Here is a 14,668-nt window from a genome sequence, read left to right on the forward strand (position 1 = left end):
CCACCACCCCGGCCGGAATGGCTGCGCCATCCCCCTCCGCCTCTCCGTCACCCGCCACCACCCCCCATTCGGCCGGACCCCCCGCCGGCTCTCCGTCACCCGTCGCCGGTGCGGCCGGAATGGCGGCCTCATCCGCCTCAGGGTCTCCGCCGTCCCGCCCCACCCCTCCCGGCGCCACTCCCGGCACCGCGCCCGCCCCGGGCACGGCCTACGGCAGGGCGGCGGGACGGCCCGGCCGGCCGGCCACGCCCCGGCCGCCCGCCAGCGGTGCCGCGCCGACCGCCGGGAACGCCGCCGGTCCCACCTTCGCCGCCCGGCCGGCCGGCCTCCGGGGCCCGGCCGCGGTGGCCGGGCGGACCGGCGGAGACGCGGGCCCGGCCCGGGCCGAGCGGCCGAAGGGCAGCCACGGGGTGCGGGCCGCCGCACCGCTGTCGGACGAGGACCGCGGCCGGCTGCTGGGCGGTGCCCATCACGATCCGCACGGGCTGCTCGGCGCCCACCCCGTACGCGGCGGGCTGCTGCTGCGGGTCCTGCGGCCGTATGCCAAGGGCGTCACCGTCCTGGCGAAGGGGCTGCGGGCCGATCTGCCGTCCGAGGGGGACGGGCTGTTCGCCGGGGTGCTGCCGCTGCGCACCGTCCCGGACTACGAGCTGCTGGTCGACTACGGCGACCACACCGTGACCGTGCAGGACCCCTACCGCTTGCTGCCCGCGCTCGGCGAGCTGGATCTGCATCTGTTCGGTGAGGGCCGGCACGAGCAGCTGTGGCAGGCGCTCGGCGCGCGGACCATGGAGCATCAGGGCGTGACCGGCACCCGTTTCACGGTCTGGGCCCCCAACGCCCAGGGCGTCCGGGTCGTCGGCGACTTCAACTACTGGGACGGCACCGGCTTCCCGATGCGCTCGCTGGGCTCGTCCGGCGTCTGGGAACTCTTCCTCCCGGGCCTCGGCGAGGGCGAGCTGTACAAGTTCGAGATCACCCGGCCGGACGGCTCCCGGACGGTGCGGGCCGACCCGATGGCCCGCCGGACCGAGTGTCCGCCGGCCACCGCCTCGATCGTGGAGGCGTCGCACTACCACTGGAACGACGCCGACTGGATGGACCGGCGCGGCGAGCGCCCCGTGCACGAGGCCCCGTTCTCCGTCTACGAGGTACATCTCCCCTCCTGGCGCCCTGGCCTGACCTACCGTCAGCTGGCCGGGCAGCTCCCCGGTTACGTCAAGGACCTGGGCTTCACCCACGTCGAGTTCATGCCGGTCGCCGAGCATCCCTTCGGCGGCTCCTGGGGCTATCAGGTGACCGGCTTCTACGCGCCCACCGCGCGGATGGGCACCCCGGACGACTTCCGGTTCCTGATCGACGCGCTGCACCGGGCCGGCATCGGGGTGCTGATGGACTGGGTGCCGGCGCACTTCCCGCGCGATGACTGGGCGCTGGCGGAGTTCGACGGCCGCCCGCTCTACGAGCCGCAGGATCCGGCCCGGGCCGCGCACCCGGACTGGGGCACCCTGGAGTTCGACTACGGCCGTACCGAGGTCCGTAACTTCCTGGTGGCCAACGCCGTCTACTGGTGCGAGGAGTTCCATATCGACGGGCTCCGGGTGGACGCCGTCGCCTCGATGCTCTATCTCGACTACTCCCGCGAGGACGGCAACTGGACACCGAACGTGCACGGCGGCCGGGAGAACCTCGATGCGGTCGCCTTCCTCCAGGAGATGAACGCGACGGTCTACCGCCGCTGCCCCGGCGTCGTCACCATCGCCGAGGAGTCCACGGCCTGGGACGGCGTCACCCGCGCCACGCATCATGCCGGGCCCGGCGGCTTCGGCGGTCTGGGCTTCGGCCTGAAGTGGAACATGGGCTGGATGCATGACTCCCTCGGCTATGTCTCCAAGGATCCGGTGCACCGGAAGTACCACCACGGCGAGATGACCTTCTCCATGATCTACGCCTACTCCGAGAACTATGTGCTGCCGATCTCCCATGACGAGGTGGTGCACGGCAAGCGCGCACTGGTGTCGAAGATGCCCGGTGACTGGTGGCAGCAGCGCGCCGGCCACCGGGCCTATCTCGGCTTCATGTGGGCCCACCCCGGCAAGCAACTCCTCTTCATGGGGCAGGAGTTCGCCCAGGGCGCGGAGTGGGCGGAGAGTCATGGACCGGACTGGTGGCTGCTCGACTCCTCGTACGAGGCGGAGCCGGACCACCGGGGCGTACGCGATCTCGTGCGCGAGCTGAACCGTCATTACGCCGCCACGCCCGCGCTGTGGGAGCGCGACACCGACCCGGCCGGCTTCTCCTGGATCGACGGCGAGGCGAGCGAGGACAATGTCTTCCCCTTCCTGCGCTTCGCCGCCGACAACTCCCCGCTGATCTCGGTCACCAACTTCTCCCCCGTCGTCCGCCGGGCCTACCGGCTCGGTGTCCCCGACCAATTCCCCGCCTGGCGCGAGGTCCTCAACACCGATGACCCGCGCTACGGCGGCAGCGGCGTCGGCAACCCCGGCGTCCTCACGGCCGAACCGACCCCCTGGAACGGCCGCGCCGCCTCCCTCACCCTGGTGCTTCCCCCATTGGCCACCCTCTGGCTACGACCGTCCTGACCCCTCACGGCTGATGGTTGTCGGACCCTGCTTGTGCTGCTGCGACTCCCCCGCCGAACAGATCCGTCCCCCACGTCGCTATGGCCCGTTCCTCCTTGTTCGTACCCCCGCGCGGCCGGCGCCGGCCGACCGCGTTTCCCTGTCACTTGCATGGTGCCAGGGGGCACTGACAATCCCTCCGTGAGGAGCAAAGGCGCAGGTCGCAGCGGTAGTCGAGGGCCACGGCGAGGGCGAGGGCGGCAGGCACGGCGAAGGGGCGGGTGCCGTGTCCGGCGCCCGCCCCTTCCTCCCCTCCTGAGGCCCGGGGTCAGACCTTTGCGGACTCCTTCTCCGAGCCGCCGTCCCGCGGCGCGACGACCGCCGCGGCGGCCGGCTGCACCTGCGCGTCGGCGGCCAGCGTCTTCTCGTCGAACGGCGCCTGTCCGGCGAGCACTTCGGTCACCCGGCCCTTGTCGATCTCCTTGGTCCAGGTGCCGATCAGCACGGTGGCCACCGCGTTGCCGGCGAAGTTGGTCAGGGCGCGCGCCTCGCTCATGAAGCGGTCGATGCCGACGATCAGGCCGACGCCGTCGACGAGTTCGGGGCGGTGCGACTGGAGACCGCCGGCCAGCGTCGCCAGGCCCGCGCCGGTGACCCCGGCCGCCCCCTTCGACGCGATGACCATGAACACCAGCAGCGAGATCTGCTGGCCGAGCGGGAGCGGCTTGCCCATCGCCTCGGCCACGAACAGCGAGGACATCGTCAGGTAGATGGCGGTGCCGTCGAGGTTGAAGCTGTAGCCGGTGGGGACGGTGATGCCGACCACCGGCTTGCTGACGCCCAGGTGCTCCATCTTCGCGATCAGCCGGGGCAGCGCCGACTCCGAGGAGGAGGTGGACAGGATCAGCAGGAACTCCCGGCCGAGGTACTTCAGCAGCAGGAAGATGTTGACGCCGGCGACCAGCCGGAGCAGCGCGCCGAGCACCACGATCACGAACAGCAGACAGGTGAGGTAGAAGCCGACCATGATGACGGCGAGGGACTTCAGCGCGTCCAGGCCGGTCTCGCCGACCACCGCCGCGATGGCGCCGAAGGCACCCACCGGCGCCGCCCACATGATCATGGCCAGGACCCGGAAGACCAGCTTCTGGAGGTGCCCGACACCGCGCAGCACCGGCTCGCCCGCCGAGCCCAGCGCCTGGAGGCCGAAGCCGACCAGCAGCGCCACCAGCAGCGTCTGGAGCACCTCGCCCTGGGTGAAGGCGGAGACCAGCGTGGTGGGGATCATGCCGAGCAGGAACTCGGGCAGCGACTCGCCGCCGCCCTCGGTCTGGGCGTGCCCGGCGTGCTTGACGGTCTCGGTCAGATGGAGACCGGAGCCGGGGTCCAGCAGGTTGCCGACGACCAGGCCGATGGCGAGCGCGACGGTGGACATCACCATGAAGTAGCCGAGGGCCAGGCCGCCGACCGCACCGACCTTGGCGGCCTTCCGCACCGAGCCGACCCCCAGCACGATGGTGCAGAAGATGACCGGCGAGATCATCATCTTGATCAGGTTCACGAAACCGGTGCCGAGCGGCTTGAGCTGGACGGCGACACCGGGCGCGGCGAAGCCCACGACGATGCCGAGCAGCACCGCCCCGATCACGGCGATGTAGAGGAAATGGGTCCGGTCCCGCTTCACGGGCCCCGTCTCCTCGGTGGTGCCCCCACGCGGCGGGGTCTGTGCAGCCACGGCTGCCTCCTCGGTCTACGGCTCTGCTGATCTGCGGCGCTGTCACACCACAAGTTCCGGTGACTATGCACGGCCGTGTGGCGCCCGTCACCCTTACGTACATTTCGTTCACGTAAAAGTGACCGTGCAGACTGTTTCGCGGTCACCGTGCAGACTGTTCTGCATGCGACTCCCCCGACCCCGCCCTTCCCGCCGGCTGCGCGGCCCCCGCAGCCTGGCCGGGCAGCTGTTCGCCATGCAGGTGGTGCTGGTGGCGGTGGTCGTCATGGGCTGTGCGCTCTTCGCGTACGTCAGCGCCGGGCGGCAGGCGGAGGAGACCGCGCGGCGGCAGGCGACCGCGGCGGCCACCGCCGTCGCCGACTCCCCGGCGGTCGTGGCGGCGGCCCGCACCAAGGACCCGACGGCCACGCTCCAGCCGTACAGCGAACGGCTGCGGCGGGACGCCGGGGTCGACTTCGTGGTGGTCATGTCGCCGAAGGGCATCCGCTGGACGCACCCCGAGCCGTCCGCGATCGGCAAGAAGTACTTCGGGCACATCGGCCCGGCGCTGCGCGGCGAGATCTTCCACGAGACGCACCTGGGGGTGCTCGGGCCGTCCGTACGGGTCGTCGCACCGGTCCGGGACCCGCAGCGCGGCGGCCGGATCACGGCGCTGGTCAGCTCCGGGATCACCATCGAGACGATCAGTGCGCAGCTGCGCGACCAGGTGCTGGCGCTGGTGGGCGTGGCCGCCGCGGCGCTGGCGCTCGGCGGCCTGGGGACGTATGTGATCAACGCCCGGCTGCGGCGGCACACCCACGGGATGAACGCCGGGGAACTGAGCCGGATGCACGACTACCACCAGGCCGCGCTGCACGCCGTACGCGAGGGGCTGCTGATGCTCGACGGGCAGCGCAGGGTCGCCCTGATCAACGACGGCGGGCGGGAGCTGCTGGGGCTGTCCGACGACGCGGTGGGCCGCCGGGTCACCGAGCTGGGGCTGCCGGAGCCGCTGACCGAGGCGCTGCTGGAGCCCGGCCCGCGGGTCGACGAGCTTCAGCTGACCCGCGAGCGGGTCCTGGTCGTCAACTCCTCGCCGGTCTCCGGCGGGGAGCGGCGGGGCAGTGTCGTGACCCTGCGCGATCACACCGAACTCCAGGCGCTCTCCGGGGAGTTGGACTCGGTACGCGGCTTCACCGAGGCGCTGCGCTCACAGGCCCACGAGGCCGCCAACCGGCTGCACACCGTGGTCTCGCTGATCGAACTCGGCCGGGCCGAGGAGGCCGTGGAGTTCGCCACCGCGGAGCTGGAACTGGCGCAGGCGCTGACCGACCAGGTCGTCGGCGCGGTCGCCGAGCCGGTGCTCGCGGCGCTGCTGCTCGGCAAGGCGGCCCAGGCCAACGAGCGCGGCGTGGAACTGACGCTGACGCCCGACAGCCGGATCGACGACGGGGTGCTGCCGCCCGGTCTGCCGGCCCGCGATCTGGTCACCGTGCTGGGCAACCTCCTGGACAACGCCATCGACGCCGCCGCGCCGACCCCGGAGCACGCCGCCACCGAGCCGCCCCGGGTGCGGGTCACCGCACGGGCGGCCGGGGGCGAGCTGCTGCTGCGGGTGGCGGACACCGGTCCTGGGGTGGCCGCGGAGGCCGCCGAGGAGATCTTCCACCGGGGCTGGAGCACCAAGACGGGCACCGCGGCCCGGGGCCGCGGGCTGGGCCTGGCCCTGCTCCAGCAGGCGGTCCGGCGCAACGGCGGCACCGTCGCGCTGGACCGGGCGGCGGAGGGCGGCGCGCGGTTCACCGTACGGCTGCCGCTGCGGGCGGGGGCCGCGAGATGAGCGGGCAGCCGTCCTGCGCGGACCGCCCGGCGGCGAGAGGATGGATGCGGTGACCCCCTCCGACATCCGGGTCCTCGTCGTCGAGGACGATCCGGTCGCGGCCGACGCCCATGCCCTGTACGTCGGGCGGGTGCCCGGCTTCACCGTCTCCGGCACCGTGCACTCCGGCGCCGACGCCCGCCGCCACCTCGAACAGCACGCCGTCGATCTGCTGCTGCTCGACCTCTACCTGCCCGACGGCCACGGGCTCCAGCTGGTGCGTACGCTGCGCGCGGCCGGGCACACCGCCGACATCATCGCGGTCACCTCCGCCCGGGATCTGACGATGGTGCGCGAGGGCGTCTCGCTGGGCGTGGTGCAGTACGTCCTCAAGCCGTTCACCTTCGCCACCCTGCGCGACCGGCTCACCCGCTACGCGGAGTTCCGGGCCGCCACCGGCGAGGCCAGCGGGCAGGACGAGGTGGACGGGGCGATCGCCGCGCTGCGCGCACCGCGTCCGGCCGCGCTGCCCAAGGGGCTGACCGCGGCCACCCTCCAGGCGGTGACCACGGTGCTGCGGGCCGCCGGAAGCGGGCTGACGGCGACCGAGGCGGCCGCCGACGTGGGCATCTCGCGGATCACCGCCCGCCGTTATCTCGAACATCTCGTGGAGAGCGGCCGGGCCGCCCGCGCCCCGCAGTACGGCCAGGTGGGCCGCCCGGAATTGCGCTACCGCTGGTCGGGCCATTGACCCACTGTGACCGGTGACTTACTTTCAGCGGGCAGGACACCGTGGTTAGTTGGAGGTCGTGCCGTGCGCCCCACCGCCCCGCTGAGGTTTCTCGCCGCCACCGTCGTGGCCGCCGGCACGCTCACCGCCTGCGGCGGCGGGTCCGGCGGCGACACCGGCACCGTCAAGGTCGCCTTCATCAAGGACACCAACAGCAAGGTCACCGTCCGGGACGACTATGTCCGGCTGGTGGCACGGCAGTTCGAGAAGGACCACCCGGGCAAGAAGGTCCGGCTGATCCCGATCCAGGCGTCCGAGAACGACTACTACACCAAGATCCAGCAGATGATGCGCTCCCCGCGGACCGCACCGGATGTGGTCTACGAGGACACCTTCCTGGTCAACTCCGATATCACCGCAGGGCTGTTGCGGCCGCTGGACACCCATCTGCGCACCTGGGACGACTGGCGGCAGTTCGCGCCGGCCGCGAAGGCCGCGGCCAAGGGGCAGGACGGCCGGACCTACGGCGTCCCGGACGGTACGGACACCCGCGGACTGTGGTTCAACAAGAAGATCTTCAAGAAGGCCGGACTGCCCGCCGACTGGCGGCCCAAGGACTGGGACGAGGTACTGTCCGCGGCCCGGACGATCAAGCGCAAGGTCCCCGGCGTCATCCCGCTGAACGTCTTCACCGGCAAGGGCGCCGGCGAGGCCGCCGTGATGCAGGGCTTCGAGATGCTGCTCTACGGCACCGGCGAGCACCAGCTCTACGACCCGGGCACGAAGAAGTGGGTGACCGGCACCCGGGGCTTCCGGGACAGCCTGACCTTCCTCGACACGGTCTACAGGGAGCACCTCGGGCCCGATGTCTCCGATGCGCTCAGCCCCAACATCCAGACCAATGTGGCCGCCGAGCTGCTGCCCGAGGAGAAGCTCGCGATCGATCTCGACGGCTCCTGGCTGGGCCAGCAGTGGCAGAAGACGGGCGGCGGCAACCCCTGGCCCGAGTGGTCCACCACGCTCGGGCAGGCCCCGTTCCCCACCCAGCACGGCGCCCCGCCCGGCAAGGTCAGCCTGGCCGGCGGCTGGACCTGGTCGGTGCCGCGGAAGGCCCAGCAGCCCGAGCTGGCCTGGAAGTTGATCGAGACCTTCCAGTCCAGGCCGAACGCCCTGGAATGGTGCGTCCGCGGCGCCCAGATCGCGGTGCGCAAGGACGTCGCGGCCGATCCCCGCTACCGGACGTCGGTGCCCGGCATCGGCTTCTTCACCGGTCTGGTCGGGGTCAGCCGGTACCGGCCCGCGCTGCCCGAGTACCCCAGGGTGGCCGCGGCGATCGGCGAGGCGATGGAGGCGGTCACCGCCGATGACGCCTCGCCGGACAAGGCGGCCGCGGACTATGACACGACGCTGAAGTCCCTGGTCGGCGGCCGCACCGTCGCCAAGCCGTGACCAGCGCCGTCACCCGGGCCGCGGCCCGTGCCCGGCGGCCCGGTGCCCGGCCGGCCGGCGGCCCGCGGACCCGGCTGCTGCGCTGGTCCCCGCTCGTCCCGGCCACCGTCCTGCTGCTGCTCTTCCTCGTCGGCCCGATCGGCTACTGCGTCCTCATCGCCTTCACCGACACCCAGCTGACCGGCCAGGAGTCGGCGTCCTTCGTCGGACTGGCCAACTTCCGCCGGGCCGTCGGCGATCCGGCCTTCCGCAACGCGGTCGTGCTGACCCTGGTGTTCACCGTGCTCTCCTCGCTCGTCGGGCAGAACACCCTGGGGCTGGCACTGGCCGGTCTGATGCGCCGCGCGTCCCGGCCGGTACGGGCGCTGACCGGAGCGGTGGTGATCACGGCCTGGGTGCTCCCGGAGATCGTGGCGGGCTTCTTGCTCTACACCTTCTTCGAGCGCCGCGGCACCCTCAACGCCCTGCTGGAGTGGCTCCAGCTGCCCGCCCAGAACTGGCTGTTCACGCTGCCCATCGTGGCCGTGTCGTTCGCCAACGTCTGGCGCGGTACGGCCTTCTCGATGCTGATCTACTCCGCGGCGCTGGCCGGGATCCCCCAGGAGGTCAGCGAGTCCGCCGAGGTCGACGGGGCGGGCGGGCCGCGGCGGCTGTGGCACATCACGCTCCCGATGATCCGCCGCTCCATCGGCACCAATCTGATGCTCAACACCCTTCAGACGCTCTCCGTCTTCGGGCTGATCTGGACGATGACCCGGGGCGGTCCGGGCAACCGCAGCCAGACGCTGCCGGTGTTCATGTACGACCAGGCGTTCCTGAAGTCCCTGATCGGCTACGGCACCGCGGTGGCGCTGCTGTTGCTGCTGGTGGGGGCGCTGTTCTCGGTCGTGTATCTGCGGCTGCTGCGCGAGGAGGTCTGACCGTGCCGCTCCCCCGCCGTCACCTCCCCCGGGCTCTCCGGCACGCTCCGCGCAGGGGGCGCCGCCACCGGCTGGCCGCCGACGCCGGGCTGCTGGCCGTCGCGGCGGCGTTCGCGGTGCCGCTGGTCTGGCTGGTGCTGGCGTCGCTGGACGCGGAGGCGACGCTGCGGGTGCGGCTGCCCGCGGCCCCGACGCTGCACAACTTCTCGGCGGTGCTGACCGACGAGATCACCTTCACCCCGATGCTCAACAGCCTGCTGATCTGCGGCGGCGCGACCCTGCTGACGGTGGCCTGCGCGGCGCTGGCCGCCTATCCGCTGTCCCGCTTCCGCTCCCGCCTCGCCCGCCCGTACCTGCTCACCGTCCTGTTCTCCACCTGTCTGCCGGTCACCGCGGTGATGGTCCCGGTCTACGGGCTGTTCGTGCAGGTCGATCTGATCGACACCCGGTACGGCACCGCGCTGTTCCTGGCCACCGCCCAACTCCCGTTCGCCATCTGGCTGATGAAGAACTTCATGGACGGGGTGCCGAAGGTCCTGGAGGAGGCGGCGTGGACGGACGGCGCCTCCTGGCCGCAGACCCTGCTGCGGGTGATCCTGCCGCTGATGGGCCCCGGCGTCGCCGTCGTCGCGATCTACACCTTCATCATGATGTGGGGGAATTTCTTCGTCCCCTTCATGCTGCTGCTCTCCCCCGAGCAACTGCCCGCCTCGGTCAGCATTTTCACGTTTTTCGGCAATTACGGCGCCATTGCCTTCGGCGAATTGGCGGCCTTCTCGATCCTGTACTCGACACCGGTCGTCGTGCTGTACATCCTTATCTCCGGACGGCTCGGCGGCGGCTTCGCGCTGGGCGGCGCCGTGAAGGGCTGAGGAGCCCGTCGACCGGAAAACTCCCGAGGCCGGAGCGGGAAACCGGCCGGTTAGGAGCTTCCTACGACATTCCGGCTTGGGTATCCGCACGATAGGTGCGGCCCGGCCTCGTCACTTACCGTGTGCCGGTGAACACGCACGCCGGGGAGACCGGCCGTCCCCCTTTCGACGCCGCGGCCGCCCGCCGCCTCCGCGAGGCCCTCGGCATGACCCCCGCCCATGTCGCCTATGGCATTGCGGCCGCCTTCGGCCTGCGCATAGCGCCCGAAACGGTGGCGTCCTGGGAACGGGAGGAGGGCTCGCCCACGGAGGCCGAACTGACCGCGCTGGCCGGTGCCCTGTGGTGCACACCGGGCGAGCTGCTCGGCGCACCGGGCACCCTGCGCGAATACCGGCTGGCGCTCGGCCTGGCCCCGGTGGACCTCGCGCTGCGTATCGGCATGGACCCGGGCGCGTACGAGCGGCTGGAGGCCGGCGGGGCCTGGCGCGGCAACGACCGGCAGGCCGCGGCGCTCGCCGAGGTGCTGCGGCTGCCGCTGCCCGCACTGCTCCGCTTCACCGGCCGGGAAGGGAAGCTGGCCGAGCTGCTGACCAGCGCCGTCACCACCCGCTGGCAGGCCCATGTGCGGCCGGTCGGCAAGCTCGTACCGCTGCCGAAACGGCAGCTCCAGGACGTGCTCCAGAACCTGCACGGCGAGTATCAGACGATCATGGCCGGCACGCTCCACTGGGGCGAGGGGAGCAGCCCCGAGGAGTCCGGCCGGGCGGGGCGCGCCTTCCTCGATGGCATCGTGGCGGAATTCTGGGCCCGGGCCGGCGGCCGGGAACGCTGAGCGCGGCCGGGCGCCCCTGAGCGCCGCCGGGCAACCCTGACCTTTCCCGTCGGCCGCTGGGCGGACGGGCGTCCGTCCAGAGAATGACGCCGGGGCCGGTGATGGCACTTCCGGCCGGTCCGGCTATCGGTCCCTGCGGGTGAAGACCGCGCTGCCCTGCGCTCGAAGAATAGGAACGTCGAAAACTTCCGTTCTTCTCCAGGAGTCCCCGTGTCCCACGCGGCTGCCATCCCGGGCTACCCCGGTTCCGCCACCCCCACCCGCGCCGCCGTCGCCGCCCGCGCCACGGACCTGAGCAAGGTCTACGGCCAGGGGGAGACCCGGGTGGTCGCGCTGGACTCCGTCTCGGTCGAGTTCGGCAAGGCCCGGTTCACCGCCATCATGGGCCCCTCCGGGTCCGGCAAGTCGACGCTGATGCACTGCATGGCCGGTCTGGACACCATCTCGTCCGGCTCGGCCCGGCTCGGCGATGTGGAGCTGGCGTCGCTGAACGACAAGCAGCTGACGCGGCTGCGCCGGGACAAGATCGGCTTCATCTTCCAGGCTTTCAATCTGCTGCCGACGCTGTCCGCGCTGGAGAACATCACGCTGCCCATGGACATCGCGGGCCGTAAGCCGGACCGGGAGTGGGTCAGCCGCGTGGTCGAGACGGTCGGCCTGTCCGGGCGCCTGGCGCACCGGCCGGCCCAGCTCTCCGGTGGTCAGCAGCAGCGGGTGGCGGTCGCCCGGGCGCTGGCCGCCCAGCCGGAGATCATCTTCGCGGACGAGCCGACCGGCAACCTCGACTCCCGCTCCGGCGCCGAAGTGCTGGGCTTCCTGCGGGAGTCGGTGCGGGCCATGGGCCAGACGGTGGTGATGGTCACCCATGACCCGGTCGCCGCGGGCTATGCGGACCGGGTGGTCTTCCTCGCGGACGGCCGGATCGTCGAGGAGCTCCACGAGCCGACCGCGGACGCCGTCCTGGACCGGATGCGGCTCTTCGACGCCAAGGGCCGTACGAGCTGACGCCGGACACCACCCGGCACCCTCCCCTCCCGCACCGGACCAGGACTGACACCACCACCATGCTGCGAACCGCACTGCGCAACGTCCTTGCGCACAAAGCCCGATTGATGATGACCGCACTCGCGGTCCTGCTCGGCGTCGCCTTCGTCGCCGGCACCCTGATCTTCAGCGACACCGTCGGCTCGGCCGTCACGAAGGCGTCCGAGAAGAACCTCGACGGGGTGGCCGTCTCCGTCCAGGCCGAGGCCGACGACAACGCCCCGGTCACCGGCAAGGACCGCAAGCGGACCACCCTTGTCGACGAGAAGCTGGCGGACAAGATCCGCGCACTGCCCGGCGTGCGGTCCGTACGCAGCAATGTCAAAGGCACCGCCACCGTCGCCGGCCCGGACAATGTGCCGCTCGGCCACGACTGGCAGAACCTCGCCGCCAACTTCCAGCCGGACAAGCACGGTCACGACCCCCGCTACCCGCTGCTGAAGGGCCGCGGACCGGCCGCCGCCGACGAGATCGCGCTGGACGAGGCCACCGCGAAGGCGTCCGGCCGCACGATCGGTGACTCCGTACGGCTCGCCACCGACGGCCCGGTGCTGACGAAGAAGCTGGTCGGCATCGTCTCCACCGACGACCCGCAGGTCACCGCGGGCGGCAGCCTGACGCTCTTCGACACCGCCACCGCACAGCAGCTGTTCCTGCACCCTGGCCAGTTCGACGAGCTGGTGATCGGTGCCGCGCCCGGCACCGATCAGCAGGAACTGACCGCCAAGGTCACCGAGGTGCTGCCCAAGGACCGTGCCACGGCGACCAGCGGCACCGAGCTCGCCGCCGAGCAGTCCAGGATGGTCTCCAGCCAGAACAAGGCCCTGACCCAGACGCTGCTGACCTTCGCCGGGATCGCGCTGTTCGTCGGCGTCTTCATCATCGCCAACACCTTCACCATGCTGATCTCCCAGCGCAGCCGGGAGATCGCCCTGATGCGCGCGATCGGCGCCTCCCGCCGTCAGGTCGTGCGCTCGGTACTCGCGGAGGCGGCCCTGCTGGGCCTGATCTCGTCGGCCGTCGGATTCGCGCTGGGCATCGGCCTCGCCGTGGGCCTGCGGGCGGTGCTCGAAGCGAACGGCGCGGGTTTCCCGGCCGGACCGGTCGTCATCAGCCCGGCCGCGGTGCTCTCCGCGCTCGGTGTGGGGGTCGTGGTGACCGTACTGGCCGCCTGGCTGCCGTCCCGCAAGGCGGCGAAGATCGCCCCGGTGGAGGCGCTCGCCACCGTCGAGGCGCCGCCGGCCCTGCGCAGCCTGGTGCTCCGCAACTCCCTCGGCGCGGTCGTCACCGGCCTCGGCATCGCGACCCTGTGCTACGTATCCACGCTGGAGAAGGCCGACGACCTGCCGATCGCGATGGTGGGCGGCATGCTGACGCTGACCGGCGTCATCCTCCTCGCGCCGCTGCTGTCCCGGCCGCTGGTCTCGCTGGCGGGCGTCGTCACCACCCGGCTCTTCGGCATCAGCGGCAAGCTGGCCAAGGAGAACACGCTGCGCAACCCCCGCCGTACGGCGGCGACCGCCTCGGCGCTGATGATCGGCCTCACCCTGATCACCGGTATGACGGTCGTCGGGAACTCGGCCGGGCAGGCCATGGACAAGATGACGGCCCAGGGGCTGAAGGCCGACTACAAGATCGGGACCTCCTCCGGCCTGGACCCCGAGCTGGCGCAGAAGGTGGCGGACGTCCCGGGCGTCGAGGCGGCGGCTCCGCTGCGCAACACGGGCTTCACGACCCCCGATTCCTCCATGGGCCTGATGGGCACCGACCTCAGCACGATCGGCAAGCTCACCCAACTGGACTTCATCAGCGGTTCGTTGACGGGCGCCGGAGGCAACGACATCGCGGTCTCCCAGGAGATGGCCAAGATGAAGGGCTGGCAGACCGGCGACACCCTGGACGCCACCTTCTACGACAACAAGAAGACGAAGCTCAAGATCGTCGGAATCTACGCGGACAACCAGCTGCTCGGCGACTCGATCGGCGCCACCTCGCTGGCCGCGCCGCACCAGCTCGTGCCGATGGTCGAGTCACTGCTGGTGAAGGCCCAGGACGGCCCGTCGGAGGGGCTGAAGAAGCAGATCCGGCACGCCCTCGGCGACAGCCCGCTGCTGAAGGTCCAGGACCACGCCGACCTGCGCACGGAGAACGCCGCGGACATCGAGATGGTGCTCAACGTCTCCTACGGGCTGCTGGGCATGGCCGTCATCATCGCGGTGGTGGGCGTCGTCAACACCCTCGCCATGTCGGTCTTCGAGCGGACCCGTGAGATCGGAATGCTGCGGGCGATCGGCCTGACCCGCAGCGGCATCAAGCAGATGGTCCGGCTGGAGTCGGTGGTCATCGCGCTGTTCGGCGCGGGCCTGGGCATCGCGGTGGGTGTCTTCTGCTCCTGGGCCGTCGGCAACCTGGTCAGCGAGGGCCTGCCCACCTACGAGCTGCTGCTGCCCTGGGGCCGGCTCGCGCTGTTCGTACTGATCGCGGCGGCCGTGGGGATGCTGGCCGCGCTGTGGCCGGCCCGCCGGGCGGCCCGGCTGAACATGCTGGACGCCATCGGCGCACAGTGACCGCCTGACCGCCACCCCCCACAAAAGCGGCGCGCCTGCCCTCAACCGAGGGACGGGGCGCCCCCGGGTGGGTTAGCGGGTTGCCGCGGGGGGGGATATCACACAAAGCGGCGGCCCCAGCCCCCCGCGGCGCCGCGG

General features: G+C 71.5%; 10 protein-coding genes. 9 read left to right on the plus strand and 1 reads right to left on the minus strand.

Annotation, left to right across the window (positions count from 1 at the left end):
* Nucleotides 1-17: 17 nt before the first annotated feature.
* On the plus strand, nucleotides 18-2,603 hold the full coding sequence (gene glgB, locus ACFWJW_RS31780) for a 1,4-alpha-glucan branching enzyme (protein WP_387247680.1): 2,586 nt from the start codon (nucleotides 18-20) through the stop codon (nucleotides 2,601-2,603).
* 307 nt (nucleotides 2,604-2,910) lie between these two features.
* Here glgB and ACFWJW_RS31785 read toward each other — a convergent pair whose 3' ends face one another.
* Nucleotides 2,911-4,317: a cation:dicarboxylate symporter family transporter gene (locus tag ACFWJW_RS31785; protein ID WP_387247638.1), complete on the minus strand. Its 1,407-nt coding sequence runs from the start codon at nucleotides 4,315-4,317 to the stop codon at nucleotides 2,911-2,913.
* A 163-nt stretch (nucleotides 4,318-4,480) separates the two neighbouring features.
* On the opposite strand from ACFWJW_RS31785, the gene ACFWJW_RS31790 reads away from it, so the two are divergent.
* From ACFWJW_RS31790 to ACFWJW_RS31825, 8 genes are all read left to right on the plus strand, one after another.
* Nucleotides 4,481-6,136, plus strand: a complete 1,656-nt coding sequence (locus tag ACFWJW_RS31790) for an ATP-binding protein (protein WP_387247639.1) — start codon at nucleotides 4,481-4,483, stop codon at nucleotides 6,134-6,136.
* Between the two features lie 40 nt (nucleotides 6,137-6,176).
* On the plus strand, nucleotides 6,177-6,866 hold the full coding sequence (locus ACFWJW_RS31795; protein WP_387247640.1) for a response regulator: 690 nt from the start codon (nucleotides 6,177-6,179) through the stop codon (nucleotides 6,864-6,866).
* 63 nt (nucleotides 6,867-6,929) lie between these two features.
* On the plus strand, nucleotides 6,930-8,294 hold the full coding sequence (locus ACFWJW_RS31800; RefSeq protein ID WP_387247641.1) for an extracellular solute-binding protein: 1,365 nt from the start codon (nucleotides 6,930-6,932) through the stop codon (nucleotides 8,292-8,294).
* On the plus strand, nucleotides 8,291-9,214 hold the full coding sequence (locus ACFWJW_RS31805) for a carbohydrate ABC transporter permease (RefSeq protein WP_387247642.1): 924 nt from the start codon (nucleotides 8,291-8,293) through the stop codon (nucleotides 9,212-9,214). The genes ACFWJW_RS31800 and ACFWJW_RS31805 overlap by 4 nt, the downstream gene beginning before the upstream one ends.
* A gap of 2 nt (nucleotides 9,215-9,216) precedes the next feature.
* Nucleotides 9,217-10,086 carry a carbohydrate ABC transporter permease gene (locus tag ACFWJW_RS31810; protein ID WP_387247643.1) on the plus strand — a complete coding sequence of 290 codons (870 nt, stop codon included), beginning with the start codon at nucleotides 9,217-9,219 and terminating at the stop codon, nucleotides 10,084-10,086.
* 122 nt (nucleotides 10,087-10,208) lie between these two features.
* Nucleotides 10,209-10,919, plus strand: a complete 711-nt coding sequence (locus tag ACFWJW_RS31815) for an XRE family transcriptional regulator (RefSeq protein ID WP_387247644.1) — start codon at nucleotides 10,209-10,211, stop codon at nucleotides 10,917-10,919.
* Nucleotides 10,920-11,129: 210 nt separating this feature from the next.
* Nucleotides 11,130-11,924 carry an ABC transporter ATP-binding protein gene (locus ACFWJW_RS31820; protein ID WP_387247645.1) on the plus strand — a complete coding sequence of 265 codons (795 nt, stop codon included), beginning with the start codon at nucleotides 11,130-11,132 and terminating at the stop codon, nucleotides 11,922-11,924.
* A gap of 59 nt (nucleotides 11,925-11,983) precedes the next feature.
* Nucleotides 11,984-14,530 (plus strand): ABC transporter permease, encoded by a 2,547-nt coding sequence (locus ACFWJW_RS31825; RefSeq protein WP_387247646.1) that lies wholly within the window; start codon nucleotides 11,984-11,986, stop codon nucleotides 14,528-14,530.
* The last annotated feature ends 138 nt before the right edge of the window (nucleotides 14,531-14,668 follow it).

Origin of the sequence: Streptomyces sp. NPDC127097 (assembly GCF_042724075.1) — a bacterium.
In the GTDB taxonomy this organism is placed as follows: domain Bacteria; phylum Actinomycetota; class Actinomycetes; order Streptomycetales; family Streptomycetaceae; genus Streptomyces.